Source organism: Galactobacter valiniphilus (genome assembly GCF_003575975.1).
Lineage (GTDB): Bacteria > Actinomycetota > Actinomycetes > Actinomycetales > Micrococcaceae > Galactobacter > Galactobacter valiniphilus.
On sequence record NZ_QQXK01000027.1, the window covers coordinates 16082 to 31731 of the forward strand.

A 15650-nucleotide genomic window follows, 5' to 3' on the forward strand; every position below is an offset into this window, starting at 1 on the left:
CCCTTGTCTGTTGCGGGTCGGCGGCCGAAGTCACCGGGGGTCACACTCCACAGTGCCAGATACCCCCCGGGGTATGCAAATTACCCCTGGGGGTATACGCTGGAGGCCGGTTCAACACCCAGCCCGCCCAGGAGGACCCCATGGTGCAGCTCGACCCCCAGGACATGAAGCCGGTCATCAACCGCTTGAAGCGCGCCCAAGGCCAGCTCGCCGCCGTGGTCCGCATGCTCGAGGAGGGGCAGGACTGCCAGCAGGTCGTCCACCAGCTCTCCGCCGCCTCCAAGGCCGTGGACCGCGCTGGCTTCGCGATCATTTCCTCCGGCATGCAGCAGTGCCTCACGGCCGACGCCGACCCCGCGGACCGCGAGGCCGACCGCGAGGCCATGGAGAAGCTCTTCCTCTCGCTCGCCTGACGGCCCACCTGAAGTGCGCGACGCCCGCTTGAGGCCCGCTTCGGGCGAGCGGGCAAGGCACGACGGCGCGTGGCCGGGACCCGCGCGCAACGGCGCGGGGCACAATGGGGCTGGCAACGCCGCCCACCCTCAGCGAAGGAGCACGCCATGACCGCCGCAACCCATGGACCTGACCGCTCGCAGGACGCGGCGGCCGAGCTGGCCTTCAGCCAGGCGATCCACGCCCTCAGCGACGACGACGTCGCGGGCCCCAGCCTGCTCCCCGGCTGGAGCCGCGCCACGCTCATCGCGCACGTCAGCGGCAACGCGCAGGCCTTCGCCCGCGCCATCGCCGGCGCCACCTCGGGCGGCGACACCCGCATGTACGACTCCCGCGAGCAGCGCAACGCCCAGATCGAGGAATACGCCCGGCTGCACCCCGCCGATCTGCGTGCCCTGAGCGACGCCTCCGCCGCCTCGCTCGTCGAGGCGTGGGACGGCCTCACCCCCGAGCAGTGGTCGCTCGCCTTCACGAACGGCCAGGGCAATCCCATGCCGCTCGCCGGAACCGTCAAGGGCCGCACCCGCGAGGTGTGGGTGCACCTCGTGGACCTGGACGCCGGGCACACCTTCGCCGACGTCCCCGCCGACATCGCGGACGCCGTGCTCCGCGAGGTCTGGGCCTCCTGGACCACCCGCGGCGCCGACGCCGGGCTGGCGATCGCGACGCAGGCGGCCGACGGCGCGCCACTCACCCTGGGCGCGGCCGAGGCCCCTGGCGTCACCCTCGTGACCGGATCGCTCGCCGCGGTCGCCGGCTGGGCCACGGGCCGCACGCGCGAGGGCGTCACCGCCGTGAGCGCCTCGGGTCCCGCTCCGTTGCCCGCCGCCCCCGACTGGATCTGACCGCGCCGCCCCGCCGCGCGGTGCCCTCCCCGACGGTGCCGCGCGCGGGTAGATTGCGGCCATGACCAAGACAGAGATGGACCTGGTGCCCACGCAGTCCTTCGAGCAGGCGCAGACCGAAGCCGACCGACTGCACCGTTCAGGTGCCATGACGCTCATTTCGCTCGCCGCGTTCTGGGGCATCGCAGCGGCCCTCTACCAATGGGGTTCGCCGCTCGCGGGGCAGATCGCCCTGCTCATCGGCAGCGCCGCCGCGCACCCCGTCGCCTGGCTGGTGCTCAAGCTCGCGGGCGGCCCGGCCATGGTTCCGCGCAGCAACCCGCTCTCGCCGCTCTTCTACCAGGTCAGCGCCGTCCCGCTCGTCGTGACGCTCAGCGCCATGGGCCTGGCCGACGCCCGCCCCGACGCCTTCTTCGCCGGCGCCATGCTCGGCCTGGCCGCCGCCTTCCTTCCCTCCTCGAGCCTCTACGGCCGCAAGCTGTACCTGGTCCTGGCCGCTGTCTTCACGATGCTCCCCGTGGTGGCGTGGTTCGCGGCCCAGCCGCTGCTTCCCTGGTTCGGCCTGATCGGCGTGGCCCTCCTCCTCGTCTCCGGAGCGCTCCTGCTGCGCCGCCTCGGCGGCCTGGGTGCGGCCCCGCGTGAGGGCGTAGGGCACGACGACGCCCCGCTCACCACGGGCGGCGCCGTCGCCTCCGCGCCGGCCGCGGGCGGCGACGCCGGCGCGCTAGAAGCGCCGGAGGCCGCGCCGCGCACCAACGATTCCTTCTTCGACGCCGAGGCACCGGCGGGCTCGACGAACCCCACCGAGGCCATCGCCGCCGACCGCCCCGCTTGGGGCGGCACCGCTACCCCCGCCCCGGGCGAGGCGAACGCCTGGGCCAACCCCGCGCCGTCGGGCAGTGACGACGACCCCCTCGACAACGGGGTCATCACCGACGCCGATCTCGACCGCCCCAACCACAAGCCGGAGGCCTGAGGCATGCCCGTCACCCACGTTTCGCACCGCGGACTCACCCTGCCCGCCGTGGGGCTTGGCACCTACAAGCTCAAGGGCGCCGTGGGCGCCGAGGCCATCGCGCGCGGCGTGCAGCTCGGCTACACGCTGCTGGATTCGGCCTACAACTACGAGAACGAGGGGACGGTCGGCGAGGGCATCCGCGCGTGCGGGGAGCCGCGCGGTGGGCTCATCGTCACGTCCAAGCTCCCGGGGCGCTACCAGCGCCACGACGACGCGCTGGTCACGGTGCAGGAGAGCCTGTACCGCACGGGGCTCTCGAACATCGACCTGTACCTGATCCACTGGCCCAACCCGGCCCAGGGCCTGTACGTCGAGGCCTTCGAGGCGCTGCTCGAGGCCCGCGAGGCGGGGCTGATCTCCCATGTGGGCGTGTGCAATTTCCTGCCCGAGCACCTCGAGGCGCTCAAGGACGCCACGGGCGAGTACCCCGAGGTCAACCAGATCGAGCTGCACCCCTACTTCCCGCAGACCGAGGCGCTGGCCTTCCACCGCGAGCGCGGCATCATCACGCAGGCGTGGAGCCCGCTGCGCCGCGGCGGTGAGCTCTTCGAGGAGCGGGCGATCACCGCGCCGGCCGCGCGGCTGGGGGTCTCCCCGGCCGAGGTCGTGGTGGCGTGGCACGTGGCGATCGGCTCGCTGCCGATCCCGAAGTCGGCCCACCCGGACCGCCAGCTGGCGAACCTGCGCGCGCAGGACCTCGAGCTCACGCCCGAGGAGGTCGCGGCGATCACGGCCCTGGGCCGACCCGACGGGCGCATGAAGAATCAGGACCCGGCCGTCTACGAGGAATTCTGAGCAAGACAGGCTAGGGCGCAGACGCGCAACCCAGCCGCGGCACGGAGGCTAGGTGTTCCCGCCCTCGGCGAGCGCGGCGAGGGTGGCCGTGACGGCACCCCAGCCCTCGTGGAAGCGGAGCTCCTCGTGCTTGGCGCGGTCCGCCTCCGAGCGGTGGCGGACGACCACCTTGTAGTCGGTCCCCTCTGGGTGTTCGCCCAGCATGACGTGCGCCGTGATCGCCACGGGCGTCGGCTCGGCCGGGCGCAGGGAGGCGTGCACCGCGTTGGTGAAGATCAGCAGCTCCCTCGGCTCCACGGCGAGGTAGGCGTTGTTGGTGTGCTGCGACCACTCAGCGCCGTCCTCGCTCATCGAGGTCACGAAGCCGCCGCCGGGGCGCAGGTCCAGCTCGTCGACGCGCGCGTGTAGCGGCGCCGGAAGCCACCAGCGCTCCAGGAGCCGCGGCTAGGTCCAGGCCTCCCAGACCTTCGCGGGATTGACCTTGATGAGGCGCTCGAGGCTCAGATCGAGGGTGGGCTCAAACGAGATGTACGGCATGGTCTCCCCCAGGGGCTGTGTGCGGCGGGCCGGGTTCGGGTGCCCCGGCTTGGGTGCGAGCGTACAGCTCAGGACGCGCCGGTAGCGGCGTTCTTGATGAAGGCCCGCACGAGCGCAGGGTCCTTCACCCCGGGCGCCGATTCGACGCCGCTCGCGACGTCGACACCCCAGGGCCGCGCGCGGCGCACCGCGTCCTCGACGTTGCCCGGCTTGAGGCCGCCGGCCAGGAGCCAGCGGCCCTCTGGTCGCGCGTCCTCCAGCGCCGAGAGGTCCCAGCTCTCGCCGCTGCCCGGCTTGGGCGCGTCGATGAGCAACAGCTCCTCGCCGTGAGAGCCGGCCACGGGGTAAGGGTCGTGCTCCAACGAGGTGGCGCGCCAGAGGCGGGGGAAGATCGCGGCCGCGGCGGCGAAGTCCTCCGGTCCGTAGGAAGGGCCGTGCAGCTGGAGCACGGAGGCACCCACCTCCAGGGCGAGGCGGGCGGCTTCCTCGGCCGGCTTGTCGTTGATGACCAGGACGGTCTCCACGGAGCAGTCGACCGCCGCGATGACCTCGCGCGCCCGCTCGGGGTCGACGTAGCGCGGGCTCTTGGCGCTCATGTTGACGCCGATCGCGTCCACTCCCTCTGCGCACACCTCGCGCGCCATCTGGGCCGTGGTCACTCCGCAGACCTTGACGTACACGGGTAGCTCCTCCTGCTATTCGGTCTCCACTGTGTCACTGGGGCCGGGCCGATGCCAGTGCGTGTCCCCTGCCTCAGTGCCGGGCGAAGGCCTCCTGCAGCCACCACGCGCCACCATCGGAGGCGATCTTGGCGTCCAGCACGAGCGGCACGCGTTCCCCGGCCCGCACGCCGGCGAGCCAGTCCTCCACCACCTCCAGGTCGGCCACGGACCGCACCACGGCCGAGCGCGCCCCAAAGCCGGCCGCGAGCGCCGCGAGATCCCGTTCGGGGAAGACCACGTCGCTCAGGTCGACACCGGAGTCGGCGGGACCGAAGTGATGCACCTCGGCGCCGTACGCCGCGTCGTCGTACACCACCACGAGCAGCGGCAGGGCGAGTCGCACGGCCGTCTCGAGGTCCGCGATCCCCATGAGGAAGCCGCCGTCGCCCGTGCCGAGCACGGGCAGGCGCTCGGGTTGGGCCAGTGCGGCGCCGATCGCGGTGCCGAGCCCCAGCCCGATCGACTGGAAGGCCTGCGTGAAGCAGAAGCCTCGCTCGTCGGGGACGCTGAGGTACTGCGCCGGGTAGCCCATGAAGTTGCCCGAATCGGTGGAGACCACGCGCGCGGCCGGCAGCACATCGCCCAGCACATCGCTGAGCACGCGCGGGTCGATCCGCCCGTCCCCGCCCAGATCGGGGGTGGGCGTGCGGTTCCACGTGCCCTCGGCGGCGATCCGCGCACCGACGGCCTCGGAGCGGTACCGCCCGCCCGGCTCGGCGTCGAGCCCCGAGCGCAGGTAGGCGAGCTCCTCGAGCGCGGCCACGGCGACGAGCCCCGCATCGCCCACCACGCGGACACCCACGGGCCGGTGCTTGCCGATCGCCGCGGCGTCGCGGTCCACCTGGACGAGCGTGGCGTCCGGCGCGAGCAGCGTGCCGCGGCGCGTGGTCCAGTCGTTCAGGGCGCAGCCAAAGGCCACCACCACGTCAGCACCGCGGATCAGCTCGGCGGCCAGATCGGTGGCGAAGCCGCCGGAGATCCCCAGATCGAAGGGATCGCGGGCGAAGAGCCCCTTGGCCACGGCACTCGTGGCGAGCAGGGCACCCGCCTCGGCGCCGAGCGCGCGCAGCGCGGGCCCGGCCTCGCGCGCGCCGCGCCCGGCGATGATGACGGGTCGCTCGGCCGCGCCCAAAGCGCGCACCAGCGCACTCACGTCCTCACCCGAGGGCACGACGGCGGCCGGTGCCGCGGGCGAGGTGGTGCCGCCCGGCTCACCGGCGGCGGCCGACTCCCAGCCGGCCAGCGCCGCGGCGTCGGACGCCGACACCGGGTGGCCCTGCACGTCGATCGGCAGGTTCAGCAGCACCGCGCGCCCGGAGAGCGCCAGCTCCCACGCCGCGAAGAGCACAGCACCGGCCCGCTCGGGCGCGTCGATCGTCAGGGACTCGGCCCCCACGGCGGCCGCGAGCCCCGGCTGATCCATCGCGAAGTTGTTGTGGGGGTCCCCCGCGGGCGCCGCGGCGGAGATCAGGAGCAGGGGCGTGCGGGACTTGGCCGCCTCGCCCAGGCCCGTGGCGGTGTTGGTGAGCCCGCAGCCCTGGTGCACCGTCACGACGCCGACCCCGCCACCCATCCGGGAATACGCGTCGGCCATGACCACGGCGCCGCCCTCATGGCGCGCGGCGACAAACGGCACCCCGGCCGCGCGCAGCGCGCCCGTCACGGCAAAGTTGCCGGAGCCCACCACGCCGAAGGCGCGCGTGGCGCCCCACGCCGCCACGGCACGACCCACAAACTGGGCCACGCTGGGGGCCGGGCCGGCCCCCGAACCCGGCGCCGCGGCGTCGGGCCCTGCCTCCTCGGGAAGCCCAGCGCTCACGCCTGCACCAGCGCGAAGACGCGCGCGGGCGAGGCAGTGCCGCCCACGATGGGCAGCGGCGAGACCACGATCGTCGCGCCGGTCGTGGGGAGCTGCTTGAGGTTCTGCAGCGAGGTGATGCCGTACTTGTCGTTGCCGAGCAGGTGGTAGTGCACGGGGAAGGGCGGGTCCAGCTCGGCGCCGCGGCCGGCGTCGATGCCCACGGTCTCCACGCCGATGCCGCTGATCTTGCGCTCGGTGGCCAGCCACAGGGCGCACTCGGCCGAAATGCCCGGCGTGTGCGAGCCCGTCTCGTCGGCGTTGAGGAAGGCCTCCTGGTCCTGCGAGTACTGGTCCCAGCCGGTGCGGTAGAGCAGCCAGCCGTTCTCGGGCAGGCCGCCGTGCTGCGCCTCCCACTCGAGGACGTGCTCGCGCGTGAGCAGGAAGTCCGGGTCCGCCGTCGCCTCGGCGGCAAAGTCGAGGACCACGGCGGGGCCCACGAGGCGCGCGGGCTCGATCTGGGCCACGTCCTTGCCCTCACGGCCCGAGACCCAGTGCACGGGCGCATCCAGGTGCGTGCCGATGTGCTCGCCCGTGTGGATGTTCGCGTGCTTCCAGAACGGGCCGGGCTCGTTGTACTCCGAGACCGTCTCGAGCGAGAAGTCGATGAGGTTCGCGAACGGCTCGGGCAGGCGCAGCGTGGGCGTCGCCGAGGAGAGCGGGTTGGTCAGGTCGACGACGCGGATCGAGGCGTCGGCGAGGCCGGTCAGGAGCTGAGCGATGGCGTTCATGGTGTCCTTTGCGCGAGCGGGCGGGCGTGGGGCCAGTCTGCTGTGAGCCCCGCCGCGCTGCCAATCACATGACACGCTCGGACGGGTATCCTCACGGCATCAGCTTTGCTTTTTCAGGGGGAAACATGCACAGCACGACGACGCACGGACGGGCTCGGCGCGGGACGCTCCTTCGCGGGCGGCTGGGACGGGCGGCGGCCCTCGCCGCCGCGTTGCTGATCGGGGGCCTGAGCGCGGCGGCACCCGCCACGGCGCTCGGCTTCGTCGATTCCGCCGGGGTCGGCTCGGCCGCCGTGGCACCGGCGGGCAAGAACCTCACCGGCATCGTCATCGACGACACCGCCGACGGCGGGCTTGGCGTGCTCAACGAGGCCAAGATCCGGGCGGGGCTCGAGGAGATCAACTTCAACGAGCCAACCAAGGTCGCCATCTACACGCGCGACGGGCTCTACGAGGACAACATCAACACCAAGACGCTGCTACGGGCGCGGCAGAAACACCCTGACTGGATCTCCTCCTCCGACTCGGACAAGTGGGCGGACGGCCTCTTCATCATCACGCTCTCGGTGGAGCGCCGCGGCGGGGGCCAGATCGGCACCTACTTCGGCGAGGACCGCAAGGTGGGCACCGGCAACGAAAAAGCCATCCAGGACGCAGGCAAGACCAACTTCCGGGCCGCGGACTGGACCGCCGGCGTGCTCGACGTGGCCCAGGCCGCCGCGCGCAAGATGAACCAGCCCTGGTACTTGAGCCCCGGCCTCTGGTGGCCCGTGGGCATCGGCGGTGGGGTCGTCGGCATCGGCGCGGTGGTCGTGAGCGCGAGCCGTTCAAACAACCGTGACCGCATGGCGGCCGGGCTGGCGTCCGGCAAGAACTCGCTCACGCGCGTCACGATGGACCTCGACAACACCGAGCTCTCGGCCCGGGCCCTCCCGAAGACCGGTTCCAAGCACGCCGCTGACCTCGAGGCGCGCTTCACCTCCTTCATGCAGAGGTACAGGGGCTTGCTCACCGAGCAGCAGGAGCTGGAGGCGACGGACAAAAAGCAGCGCAGCACCTCGGCGGTACGCGACCGGGCCGAGCTCTTTGCCGTGCAGGCCCAGGACCTCGACACGGTGGACGACGCCATCGCGGCGGCGGCGGCGTTGTACGCACGAACCGCCGGCTGGAGGGACGCCTGGCGCCTGCAGATCGCCCCGCTCGAGGAGGATCTGGCCGGCATCCCCGGGATCATCCAGACGGGGCAAAGCATGAGCTTCGGCTTCTGGGGTTCCGCGGAGCGCGAGGGGACCATGTCTGCGGCCTCGGCCGCGCTCGACGCGTGGCTTCCCACGGCGCGGCAGGAGCTGCAGGACGTCAGCGCGCAGATGGAGGCGGGCAGCATCGAGGTAGACGCCGCGCTGGATCGCCTCGTGGCGCTGCGCGCGGAACTCACCCAGCGACTGCGCGACTATTCCTCCGCCCAGATCGATGCCTTCGCGAAGACCGAGCGCGAGCGCGAGGAGATGCACGAACAGATGGACGCGGCACAGTCGAGCTCCCGCCGCCGCAGCGGTTCCATCCTCGACATCACCTCGCCCACGATCTTCTGGTCGTCGGTGAACTATTCCACCGGCTACCAATCGGGTGTCTCCAGCGTGGAATCGTCTCGGTCCTCCGCCTCCTCGGGCGGCTCCACCACCGGCTACTCGGGCGGCGGCGGCAGCTTCTCCGGATCGGGCTCCTCATCACGCTTCTAGCGGTGCCCGGACACCGCGAAGCCGCCGTACCGATGCAAGGATGGGTGCCATGCGTGTGTGGAGCTTGCACCCCCGATACCTGGACGCCTCCGGCCTCGTGGCCTGCTGGCGCGAGACCCTCCTGGCCCAGAAGGTGTTGCGCGGCCTGACCCGCGGCTACACCAAGCACCCGCAGCTGCAGCGCTGGCGCGAGCAGGCCGAGCCAGTGGAGGCGATCGGCGCCTATCTGCACTTCCTCCACGCCGAGGCCACGGCGCGCGGCTACCGCTTCGACGCGTCCCGCATCGCCGTGCCGCCCACCAACCCAGATCGCTGGCTTGGGGTGATGAGCGTGAGCGAGGGGCAGCTCGCGTTGGAGCGGGAGCACCTGCGCGCCAAGCTCGAGGCGCGCTCCCCGGAGGCCCTGCCGCGCCTGGACGACGTCGCGCTGCCCCATCCGCTCTTCGCCTCCGTGCCCGGCCGCGTCGCCGCGTGGGAGCGCGCCTAACCCTCCCAGTCTTTTCACAGCGTGCAAAGTTGCACGCTGTGCACCTTTGCTGGCACGCTTGAGGGGTGCTTCCCACCTCCCTCGTCACCGTCGCCAGCGACCCCCTCTCCCGACGCGAGCTGAATCGGCTCGCCACGCGCCGGGCCATCACCGACACCGTCCTGCGCCTCGCCGAGGCCCAGGAATTCTCGTCGATCACCGTGGATCGCGTGGCCGAGGAGGCCGGCGTCTCGCGCCGGACCTTCTTCAACTACTTCCGCTCGCTCGAGGAGGCGCTGCACGAGCCGCTGCGAGCGCTCGTCGAGCGGGCTGCGATGAGGATGGACGAGCAAGACCCCGTGGGGACCGACATCCTCGGCCTGCTCTCCCGCACCCTCGACGAGATCCTCTCGCTCGAACTGCTGGAACCGACGGCCCGCGTCTTGCTCATCACGCGCGACCAGCCCCAGCTGCGCGAGGCCGGGTTGCGCACGTGGGACGACTGCGTGCGCGCCCTGGTTCCCCCCGCGGGGCAGGGCACCCCGGCCCTGCGACTCTTCCTCTCCACGCTCATCCGCACCGCCATCGCCGCGGCCCAGGCTGCCTTCGAGACGTGGGCAGAGGAACTGCCGGAGGCTCCCGTTGACGAGGCCCAGGTGATGCGCCTGCGCACCCTCGTGGCGCAGGGACTCGACCTCCTCGGCCACGGCTTTGCCATCCCCGAGTGGCTCAGCGAGGCGGACCTCGCCTCCTGCCCGCCCGTGCCGGTGAGCGCCGTCGGGCGCCCGTCCCCCTTGCCCTCCCCCACCCACCCCGCCGACGCGTCAGACGCGCGCTAGTTCGAGGACCCCTCCATGGCTTCCTTCCTGTACCGACTCGGAACCCTCGCCGCCCGCAAGCGCTGGTGGTTCCTCTCCGCCTGGCTCGTGGTCCTCCTGGTCATCGGCGGCTCCGCCGGCGCCTTCATGGGCAAGCTGAGCAACTCCTTCTCCATTCCGGGCACCGAGACCCAGGTGACCCTGGACAAGATGCGCCAAGAGATCCCCGAACTGGCCGGCGGCCAGGGCAATGTGGTCTTCCAGAGCAAGGACGGCGCGTTCACGCAGGAGCAAAAGGACACGATCGAGGACAGCCTCCAGGAGCTCAAGGACGAGAAGCTCGTGGTCGGGGCCATCGCCCCCTTCAGCACGCAGCAGACGCTTGACGAGTCGGCCGACAAGGTCGCCGACGGCGAGGCGGAGATCGCGGCCAACGCCAAGAAGCTCGCTGACGGCAAGAAGGCGCTGGCCGAGGGCAAGCAGAAGCTCGAGGACGGCAAGAAGCAGATCGAGAAGAACGAGCCCGAGCTCGCCAAGGCCAAGGCCCAGCTGGAGGATGGCAAGGCCCAGCTCGAGGCGGGCAAGACCAAGCTGGCCGAGGGCCAGCGCGAGTACAACTCCGGCCTGGCGCAGTACCAAAGCGGCGCGGCCCAGCTCGCCGCCGCCGGGGACAAGATCGCCGCCGGCCAGAAGCAGTACGACGCAGGAGCCAAGCAGCTCAGGGACGGCCGCGCCAAGCTCGAGGCGGCCGAGAAGCAGCTGGCCGCCGGCCAGAAGCAGTACGACGCGGGCACCAAGGAGTATGCGGCCGGGCTCAAGGAGCTCGAAGCCAAGCGCCCCGCCTACGAGCAGGGCAAGAAGCAGCTGGCCCAGCTCAACGCCGGACTCAAGGCCATCGCCGAGGGATGCAAGGCCGCCGGCCCCGAGCAGGCCCAGGCCGCGTGCCGCGATGCGCAGGCCGAGGCCCAGCTGGGCCTGCCCAGCTATGCCGCGGCCCAGCAGCAGGCAGCGGCCGCCCAGAAGCAGCTGGGAGCGTTCGAGCAGGGCGAGGCCAAGCTCGCCGCCGCAAAGAAGACGCTGGCCGACTCCAAGGCCAAGCTGGCCGCCGGTGCCCAGCAGATCGAGACGAACCGGGCCAAGCTGACCGCCGCAGAGAAGGAACTGACCGCCGCCAAGGCGCAGCTCGATGCTGGCCGCGCGCAGATCGCCGAGAAGCGCCCGCAGCTCACGGCGGCCAAGTCCAAGCTGGACGCGGCGGCGGCCCAGCTCGCCAGCGGCCGCGCCGAGATCGCCACAAACGAGAAGAAGCTCGCCGACGGGCAGGCCAAGTACGAGGACGGCGCCGCCAAGCTCGCCGATGCGAAGAAGCAGATCGCCGAGGGAGAGAAGGAACTCCCGGCCAACGAGGCCAAGCTCGCCGACGGCGAAAAGCAGCTCGCGGGCGCCCGCACGCAGCTGGCGCTCGGCCAGCGCAATGCGGACGCAGGCCACGGCATGCGCTTTGTCTCGGAGGACGGCACCACGGCCGTCGCGAACCTGCAGTTTGAGGGCCAAGCCGAGGCCATCAGCCCGGCCGACCGTCAGAAGCTCCAGGACACCCTGAACCGCGTGACGTCCCAGGGCGTGGAGGTGCTCTACTCCAAGGAGATCGTCTCCGACCTCAACTCCTTCTTCGGCCCCGGCGAGGCGATCGGCATGATCATCGCCGCCCTCGTGCTCTTCTTCATGATGGGCACCCTCGTGGCCGCCGGTCTGCCGCTGCTCATGGCGATCATCGGTGTGGGCGCCGGCGTGGGCGGAACGCTGGCCTTCTCCTCGCTCGTGGAGATGGCCTCGATCACCCCGGCCCTGGCGCTCATGCTCGGCCTGGCCGTTGGCATCGACTATTCGCTCTTTATCATGCACAGGCACCGCAAGCAGATGCTGGCCGGCATGCCCGTCGTCGAGTCCATCGGCACGGCAGTGGGCACCTCGGGCAACGCCGTGGTCTTCGCGGGCCTCACGGTCGTGATCGCGCTGGCGGCGCTCGTGGTGCCGGGCCTGCCCTTCCTCTCCATCCTCGGCCTCTCGGCCGCCGCCACCGTGGCGCTCTCGGTGCTCGTCTCGCTCACGCTGCTCCCGGCCATCCTCGGCTTCCTCGGCAAGCGCATGGTCTCGAAGCGGGCCTGGCGCAAGGCCGAGGCGGCCGGCTCCCTGGGCACCCAGGGTGCCCACGCGGCGTCGGGCGCTCAGCTGCCCGCCGGCGCGGCGGCGGCCGCCGCCGGCACCGCCAAGCCCCAGCGCGGCTGGGGCGCGTTCACGACGCGCCATCCGTGGCTCATCGCCGCCGCCTCGGTCATCCTGCTCGCCGTCATCGCCCTGCCGACCGCGCAGCTGCGCACGGCGCTGCCCGACGGCAACCAGGAGGCGTACGGCTCCTCCGCCCAACGCGCCTACGAGGTGACCTCCGAGCGCTTCGGCGGCGGCTTCAACGGCCCCATCCTGGCCCTCGTGCACCTGCCGGAGGGGTTGAGCGAGGACCAGGCGCAGAACAAGCTGCTCGACGTCGCCGACCGGCTACGCCAGGCCGACGGGGTCGTGGCGGTCATGCCGGCCGCCACGAACGACGACCGCAGCTACGGCGCGATCCAGATCGTGCCGACGGACGGCCCGTCCTCCGCCTCCACCGAGAAGCTGGTGCACGAGCTGCGCGAGCAGACCCCGGGGATCGGTGCGGACACAAACACGACCGTGGCGCTCACGGGCCAGGTCACGGCCCAGATCGACGTCTCGGAGAAGCTCGCGGATGCGCTGCCGCTCTATCTCGGCATCGTGGTTGGCCTCTCGCTCATCCTGCTGCTGCTCGTCTTCCGCTCGATCGTGGTGCCGCTCCTGGCCACGGCCGGTTTCCTCCTCTCGCTCGCGGCGGCCTTCGGCGCCACCGTGGCGGTGTACCAATGGGGCTGGTTCGGGCCGGTGTTCGACATCCACGTGACGGGCCCGATCATGAGCTTCCTGCCGATCCTGCTCACGGGCATCCTCTTCGGCCTCGCCATGGACTATCAGGTCTTCCTCGTCTCGGCGATGCGCGAGGCCTACGCCCACGGCGCCGATCCGCGCGAGGCGGTCAAGGCCGGTTTCCGCAGCTCGGCCCCCGTGGTCACGGCCGCGGCGCTCATCATGACGAGCGTGTTCGCGGGCTTCATCTTCAGCCACCTGGCGATGATCCGGCCCATCGGCTTTGCCCTGGCCGTGGGCGTGCTCGCCGACGCGTTTGTGGTGCGCATGACCCTGACGCCGGCCGTCATGACCCTGCTGGGCAAGCACGCCTGGTACATCCCGACGTGGCTGGACCGGATCCTGCCCGACGTGGACGTGGAGGGCGCGAAGCTGCTCAAGGACCACGCGGACGCCGAGCATCACGCGGCGGCCGAACCCTCCGGCGGGGACGGCGATCGCCGCGACGAGGGCGCCCTCGCCGGAGCCTCCCGCTAGCGCCGGAGGCGGGCGCGGAACGCGTCGGTGGTGATGACGCCGGCCAGGAGATCCACGTAGTCGCTGATCATCGCGACGGGATCCACCTCGGCCGGCGTCGCGAGCCACCGCGTCTCGATGCCCTCGATCATGGCGAGCAGGCCCCTGGCCAGCGCGGCGGCGTCAGTGTCCGGGCGGATCTCCCCGCGCGTGATGCCCGTGGAGACGGCGCGCTCCACGACCTCGTCCACGAGCTCGAAGTGGCCGCGCAGCCAGTCGTGGGCCGGGTGCTGCGGATCGGTGGCGAGCAGCCGCAGCTCCGCGAAAAAGCGGACGGTCCCCGGCTTCTTCTGGTTGTTGCGCATGAGCTCGACCCACGCCTGGATCCCGTTCCAACCCTCGCCCTTCGCCCCGGCCCAGACCTCGTCCCTGACGGTGCGATCGCGGCGACTGAGGGCCGCGGAGAGCAGCGCCCGCTTGTCGGCGAAGTGTTCGGCCAGCACGTCAACGCCCAGCCCGGCGCGGTCGGCAATGGCTACGAGGGACGCGTCAGCGTACCCCCCGTCGGAGAACTCCTCGAGGGCCGCCCGGATCAGCCGGGCCCGAGGGGTCGAGAGATGCACAAGGTTCACGATCGGATGCTCCTCGGCGCCGCGAACGCTCCAGCGCGCGGCAGCCGGGCGGTCATTCGGCGGCGGGCGAGACCCGGTACCTGGCCTCAATCAGCCCCAGTAGCTCGTTCGCGATTTTGACGGGGCCTGGTCGTCGTCGAGCACGCGGGCCACGAGCGCCGCCGGGAAGACGCCCATCATCTGCCGCACTACGAGGTCGGCGTCGATGGTGGGGAGCATCTCACCGTCCTCAATACCGGTCGCCACCGCGTGGCGCGTGAACCCGTCGATGAACTCGTAACGAAGCGTGGCTCAATCGTGGGCCGGGTGCGCCTTGTCCAGCCCCCCGACCAGCATGTCGACGCAGAACAGGAAGAACCCGGGCACCGCGTTCAGGGCCTCGATGCCGTACACGACCGAGCGCAGGGCCTCCCAGCCGCGATCCGGGCGGGCGTCGTACACCTTTTCGCCGGCCCCGCGGCTCGCCAGCGAGAGCGCGGAGGTCAGCAACGCGACGTCCGTGGGAAAGCGACCACGCACCTCCGCGACGCTGACCCCGGCGGCATCGGCGATCTGCTCCACCGTGGTGCTGAGACCGTGCTGGCCGTAGAGGCGCTAGGCGCTAGGCGCTGATGAGGATCCGCAACCCGGTGCGATCCCCCATGGCGGATCCGGCCGGCAAGGGCAGGGGTGTGACATGGCGGTCTACTCCTGGGGGCGGCGGAACGGGAACGGCGCAAGGACTGTGGGCTGAATCTTATCTTTCCGATGATCCCTTTCCAGCGAGAACAAGCCGCATCACGACACCGAGGCCGCCAGAGCATGACAAAAGAACGCCCCGCGTATCCCCCAAGATCACGCGGACCGTCCCCATGTCAGTCGTCTCATCAGGCGCATCCTCGCGGATTTGCTTGATTGACAATGACTTTACACAAGGACACAGCGAAAGGCAAGATGGAGCATTCTCGACCATCACTATTCTTCCGCCCCGATGAATCGAGGAATGACTTTGGCGTCGCGGCTACGATCGACAGGATGAGCACCCCTTCCGAGGACGCAACCCTCCACCGTTCAACGCTCGAGGCGATGCCAGCCCTCACCTGGCACGCCCTCGCCCGCCTGCGTCAGGACGTCTTTGTCGTGGAACAGGAGTGCGCCTACCCGGACCTGGACGGGCGCGACGCCGAGCCCGGCGCCTCCCACCTGTGGATCGAGGACGAGGCGGGCGCGGTCATCGCCACCCTGCGCATCCTCCACGAACACGGCGGCACCGCCCGCCGCATCGGCCGCGTCGCCACGCGCGAGGACGCTCGCGGCCGCGGGGTCATGGGGCGCTTGCTCGCCGCGGCGATCGAAGACTGCGCCGGACACGAGATCGAGATCGAGGCCCAGGCGCACCTGCAGGGCTGGTACGAGCGCTTCGGTTTTGTGCGCAGCGGCGACGAGTTCCTCGAGGACGGGATCCCGCACGTGCCCATGGTGCGCGCCGCCTGAGGCGCCGCTCCGGCACCCACTGACGCGGCCGCCGTCGTGCCCTAGGCTGAGTCCCCAGCGCCGCCACCGGCGGCGGCGGCCCAACGGCCGCCCGCACGAGGCAAGGATTC

The 15650-nt window shown here is 71.4% G+C and carries 16 protein-coding genes; 9 read left to right on the forward strand and 7 right to left on the reverse strand.

What is annotated here, in order from left to right; genetic code table 11:
- Positions 1-143 precede the first annotated feature (143 nt).
- The 4 genes from DWB68_RS12510 (at position 144) to DWB68_RS12525 (ending at position 3111) form a co-directional block, all read left to right on the forward strand.
- Positions 144-413, forward strand: coding sequence for a metal-sensitive transcriptional regulator (locus DWB68_RS12510; RefSeq protein WP_119425495.1), 270 nt, complete (start codon positions 144-146; stop codon positions 411-413).
- Between the two features lie 147 nt (positions 414-560).
- Positions 561-1298: a maleylpyruvate isomerase family mycothiol-dependent enzyme gene (locus DWB68_RS12515; protein ID WP_119425463.1), complete on the forward strand. Its 738-nt coding sequence runs from the start codon at positions 561-563 to the stop codon at positions 1296-1298.
- A 61-nt stretch (positions 1299-1359) separates the two neighbouring features.
- Positions 1360-2274, forward strand: a complete 915-nt coding sequence (locus tag DWB68_RS12520) for a DUF7010 family protein (RefSeq protein WP_119425464.1) — start codon at positions 1360-1362, stop codon at positions 2272-2274.
- A gap of 3 nt (positions 2275-2277) precedes the next feature.
- Entirely contained in the window at positions 2278-3111 is an 834-nt protein-coding gene (locus DWB68_RS12525) for an aldo/keto reductase (RefSeq protein ID WP_119425465.1), read from the forward strand.
- 48 nt (positions 3112-3159) lie between these two features.
- Here the strand turns inward: DWB68_RS12525 and DWB68_RS12530 are convergent, their stop codons facing one another.
- The 4 genes from DWB68_RS12530 to DWB68_RS12545 form a co-directional block, all read right to left on the reverse strand.
- Positions 3160-3546, reverse strand: a complete 387-nt coding sequence (locus DWB68_RS12530; protein WP_267896972.1) for an SRPBCC domain-containing protein — start codon at positions 3544-3546, stop codon at positions 3160-3162.
- 170 nt (positions 3547-3716) lie between these two features.
- On the reverse strand, positions 3717-4328 hold the full coding sequence (locus tag DWB68_RS12535) for a phosphoribosylanthranilate isomerase (protein ID WP_119425466.1): 612 nt from the start codon (positions 4326-4328) through the stop codon (positions 3717-3719).
- 73 nt (positions 4329-4401) lie between these two features.
- Complete coding sequence (locus tag DWB68_RS12540) at positions 4402-6114, reverse strand: thiamine pyrophosphate-binding protein (protein ID WP_407645704.1); 1713 nt, start codon at positions 6112-6114, stop codon at positions 4402-4404.
- A gap of 71 nt (positions 6115-6185) precedes the next feature.
- Entirely contained in the window at positions 6186-6959 is a 774-nt protein-coding gene (locus tag DWB68_RS12545) for a cyclase family protein (protein WP_119425468.1), read from the reverse strand.
- 125 nt (positions 6960-7084) lie between these two features.
- Here DWB68_RS12545 and DWB68_RS12550 point away from each other — a divergent pair, with 125 nt between their 5' ends.
- The 4 genes from DWB68_RS12550 (at position 7085) to DWB68_RS12565 (ending at position 13456) form a co-directional block, all read left to right on the forward strand.
- Positions 7085-8698 (forward strand): DUF5129 domain-containing protein, encoded by a 1614-nt coding sequence (locus tag DWB68_RS12550; RefSeq protein ID WP_158588309.1) that lies wholly within the window; start codon positions 7085-7087, stop codon positions 8696-8698.
- 49 nt (positions 8699-8747) lie between these two features.
- Entirely contained in the window at positions 8748-9185 is a 438-nt protein-coding gene (locus DWB68_RS12555) for a pyrimidine dimer DNA glycosylase/endonuclease V (protein ID WP_119425470.1), read from the forward strand.
- 65 nt (positions 9186-9250) lie between these two features.
- Complete coding sequence (locus DWB68_RS12560; protein WP_119425471.1) at positions 9251-10003, forward strand: TetR/AcrR family transcriptional regulator; 753 nt, start codon at positions 9251-9253, stop codon at positions 10001-10003.
- A 15-nt stretch (positions 10004-10018) separates the two neighbouring features.
- Positions 10019-13456 (forward strand): MMPL family transporter, encoded by a 3438-nt coding sequence (locus DWB68_RS12565; protein ID WP_119425472.1) that lies wholly within the window; start codon positions 10019-10021, stop codon positions 13454-13456.
- Here DWB68_RS12565 and DWB68_RS12570 read toward each other — a convergent pair.
- From DWB68_RS12570 to DWB68_RS12575, 3 genes are all read right to left on the reverse strand, one after another.
- Positions 13453-14067 (reverse strand): TetR/AcrR family transcriptional regulator, encoded by a 615-nt coding sequence (locus tag DWB68_RS12570; protein WP_158588310.1) that lies wholly within the window; start codon positions 14065-14067, stop codon positions 13453-13455. The two genes, DWB68_RS12565 and DWB68_RS12570, sit on opposite strands and share 4 nt — an antisense overlap.
- 90 nt (positions 14068-14157) lie before the next feature.
- Entirely contained in the window at positions 14158-14286 is a 129-nt protein-coding gene (locus tag DWB68_RS17040; RefSeq protein WP_267896971.1) for a hypothetical protein, read from the reverse strand.
- Between the two features lie 72 nt (positions 14287-14358).
- A complete protein-coding gene (locus DWB68_RS12575; RefSeq protein WP_119425474.1) occupies positions 14359-14628 on the reverse strand; it encodes a hypothetical protein in 270 nt (89 codons plus the stop codon).
- Positions 14629-15081: 453 nt separating this feature from the next.
- Between DWB68_RS12575 and DWB68_RS12580 the strand changes: the two genes are divergently transcribed.
- Positions 15082-15540 carry a GNAT family N-acetyltransferase gene (locus DWB68_RS12580; protein WP_119425475.1) on the forward strand — a complete coding sequence of 153 codons (459 nt, stop codon included), beginning with the start codon at positions 15082-15084 and terminating at the stop codon, positions 15538-15540.
- Positions 15541-15650 lie beyond the last annotated feature (110 nt).

What these genes read in the sequence shown, in the direction of transcription:
- DWB68_RS12550 (WP_158588309.1), top strand. Translation starts at nt 7,085, where the DNA reads ATGCACAGCACGACGACGCACGGACGGGCTCGGCGCGGGACGCTCCTT.
- DWB68_RS12555 (WP_119425470.1), top strand. Translation starts at nt 8,748, where the DNA reads ATGCGTGTGTGGAGCTTGCACCCCCGATACCTGGACGCCTCCGGCCTC.
- DWB68_RS12565 (WP_119425472.1), top strand. Translation starts at nt 10,019, where the DNA reads ATGGCTTCCTTCCTGTACCGACTCGGAACCCTCGCCGCCCGCAAGCGC.
- DWB68_RS12545 (WP_119425468.1), bottom strand. Translation starts at nt 6,959, where the DNA reads ATGAACGCCATCGCTCAGCTCCTGACCGGCCTCGCCGACGCCTCGATC.
- DWB68_RS12525 (WP_119425465.1), top strand. Translation starts at nt 2,278, where the DNA reads ATGCCCGTCACCCACGTTTCGCACCGCGGACTCACCCTGCCCGCCGTG.
- DWB68_RS17040 (WP_267896971.1), bottom strand. Translation starts at nt 14,286, where the DNA reads ATGCTCCCCACCATCGACGCCGACCTCGTAGTGCGGCAGATGATGGGC.
- DWB68_RS12520 (WP_119425464.1), top strand. Translation starts at nt 1,360, where the DNA reads ATGACCAAGACAGAGATGGACCTGGTGCCCACGCAGTCCTTCGAGCAG.
- DWB68_RS12580 (WP_119425475.1), top strand. Translation starts at nt 15,082, where the DNA reads ATGAGCACCCCTTCCGAGGACGCAACCCTCCACCGTTCAACGCTCGAG.
- DWB68_RS12515 (WP_119425463.1), top strand. Translation starts at nt 561, where the DNA reads ATGACCGCCGCAACCCATGGACCTGACCGCTCGCAGGACGCGGCGGCC.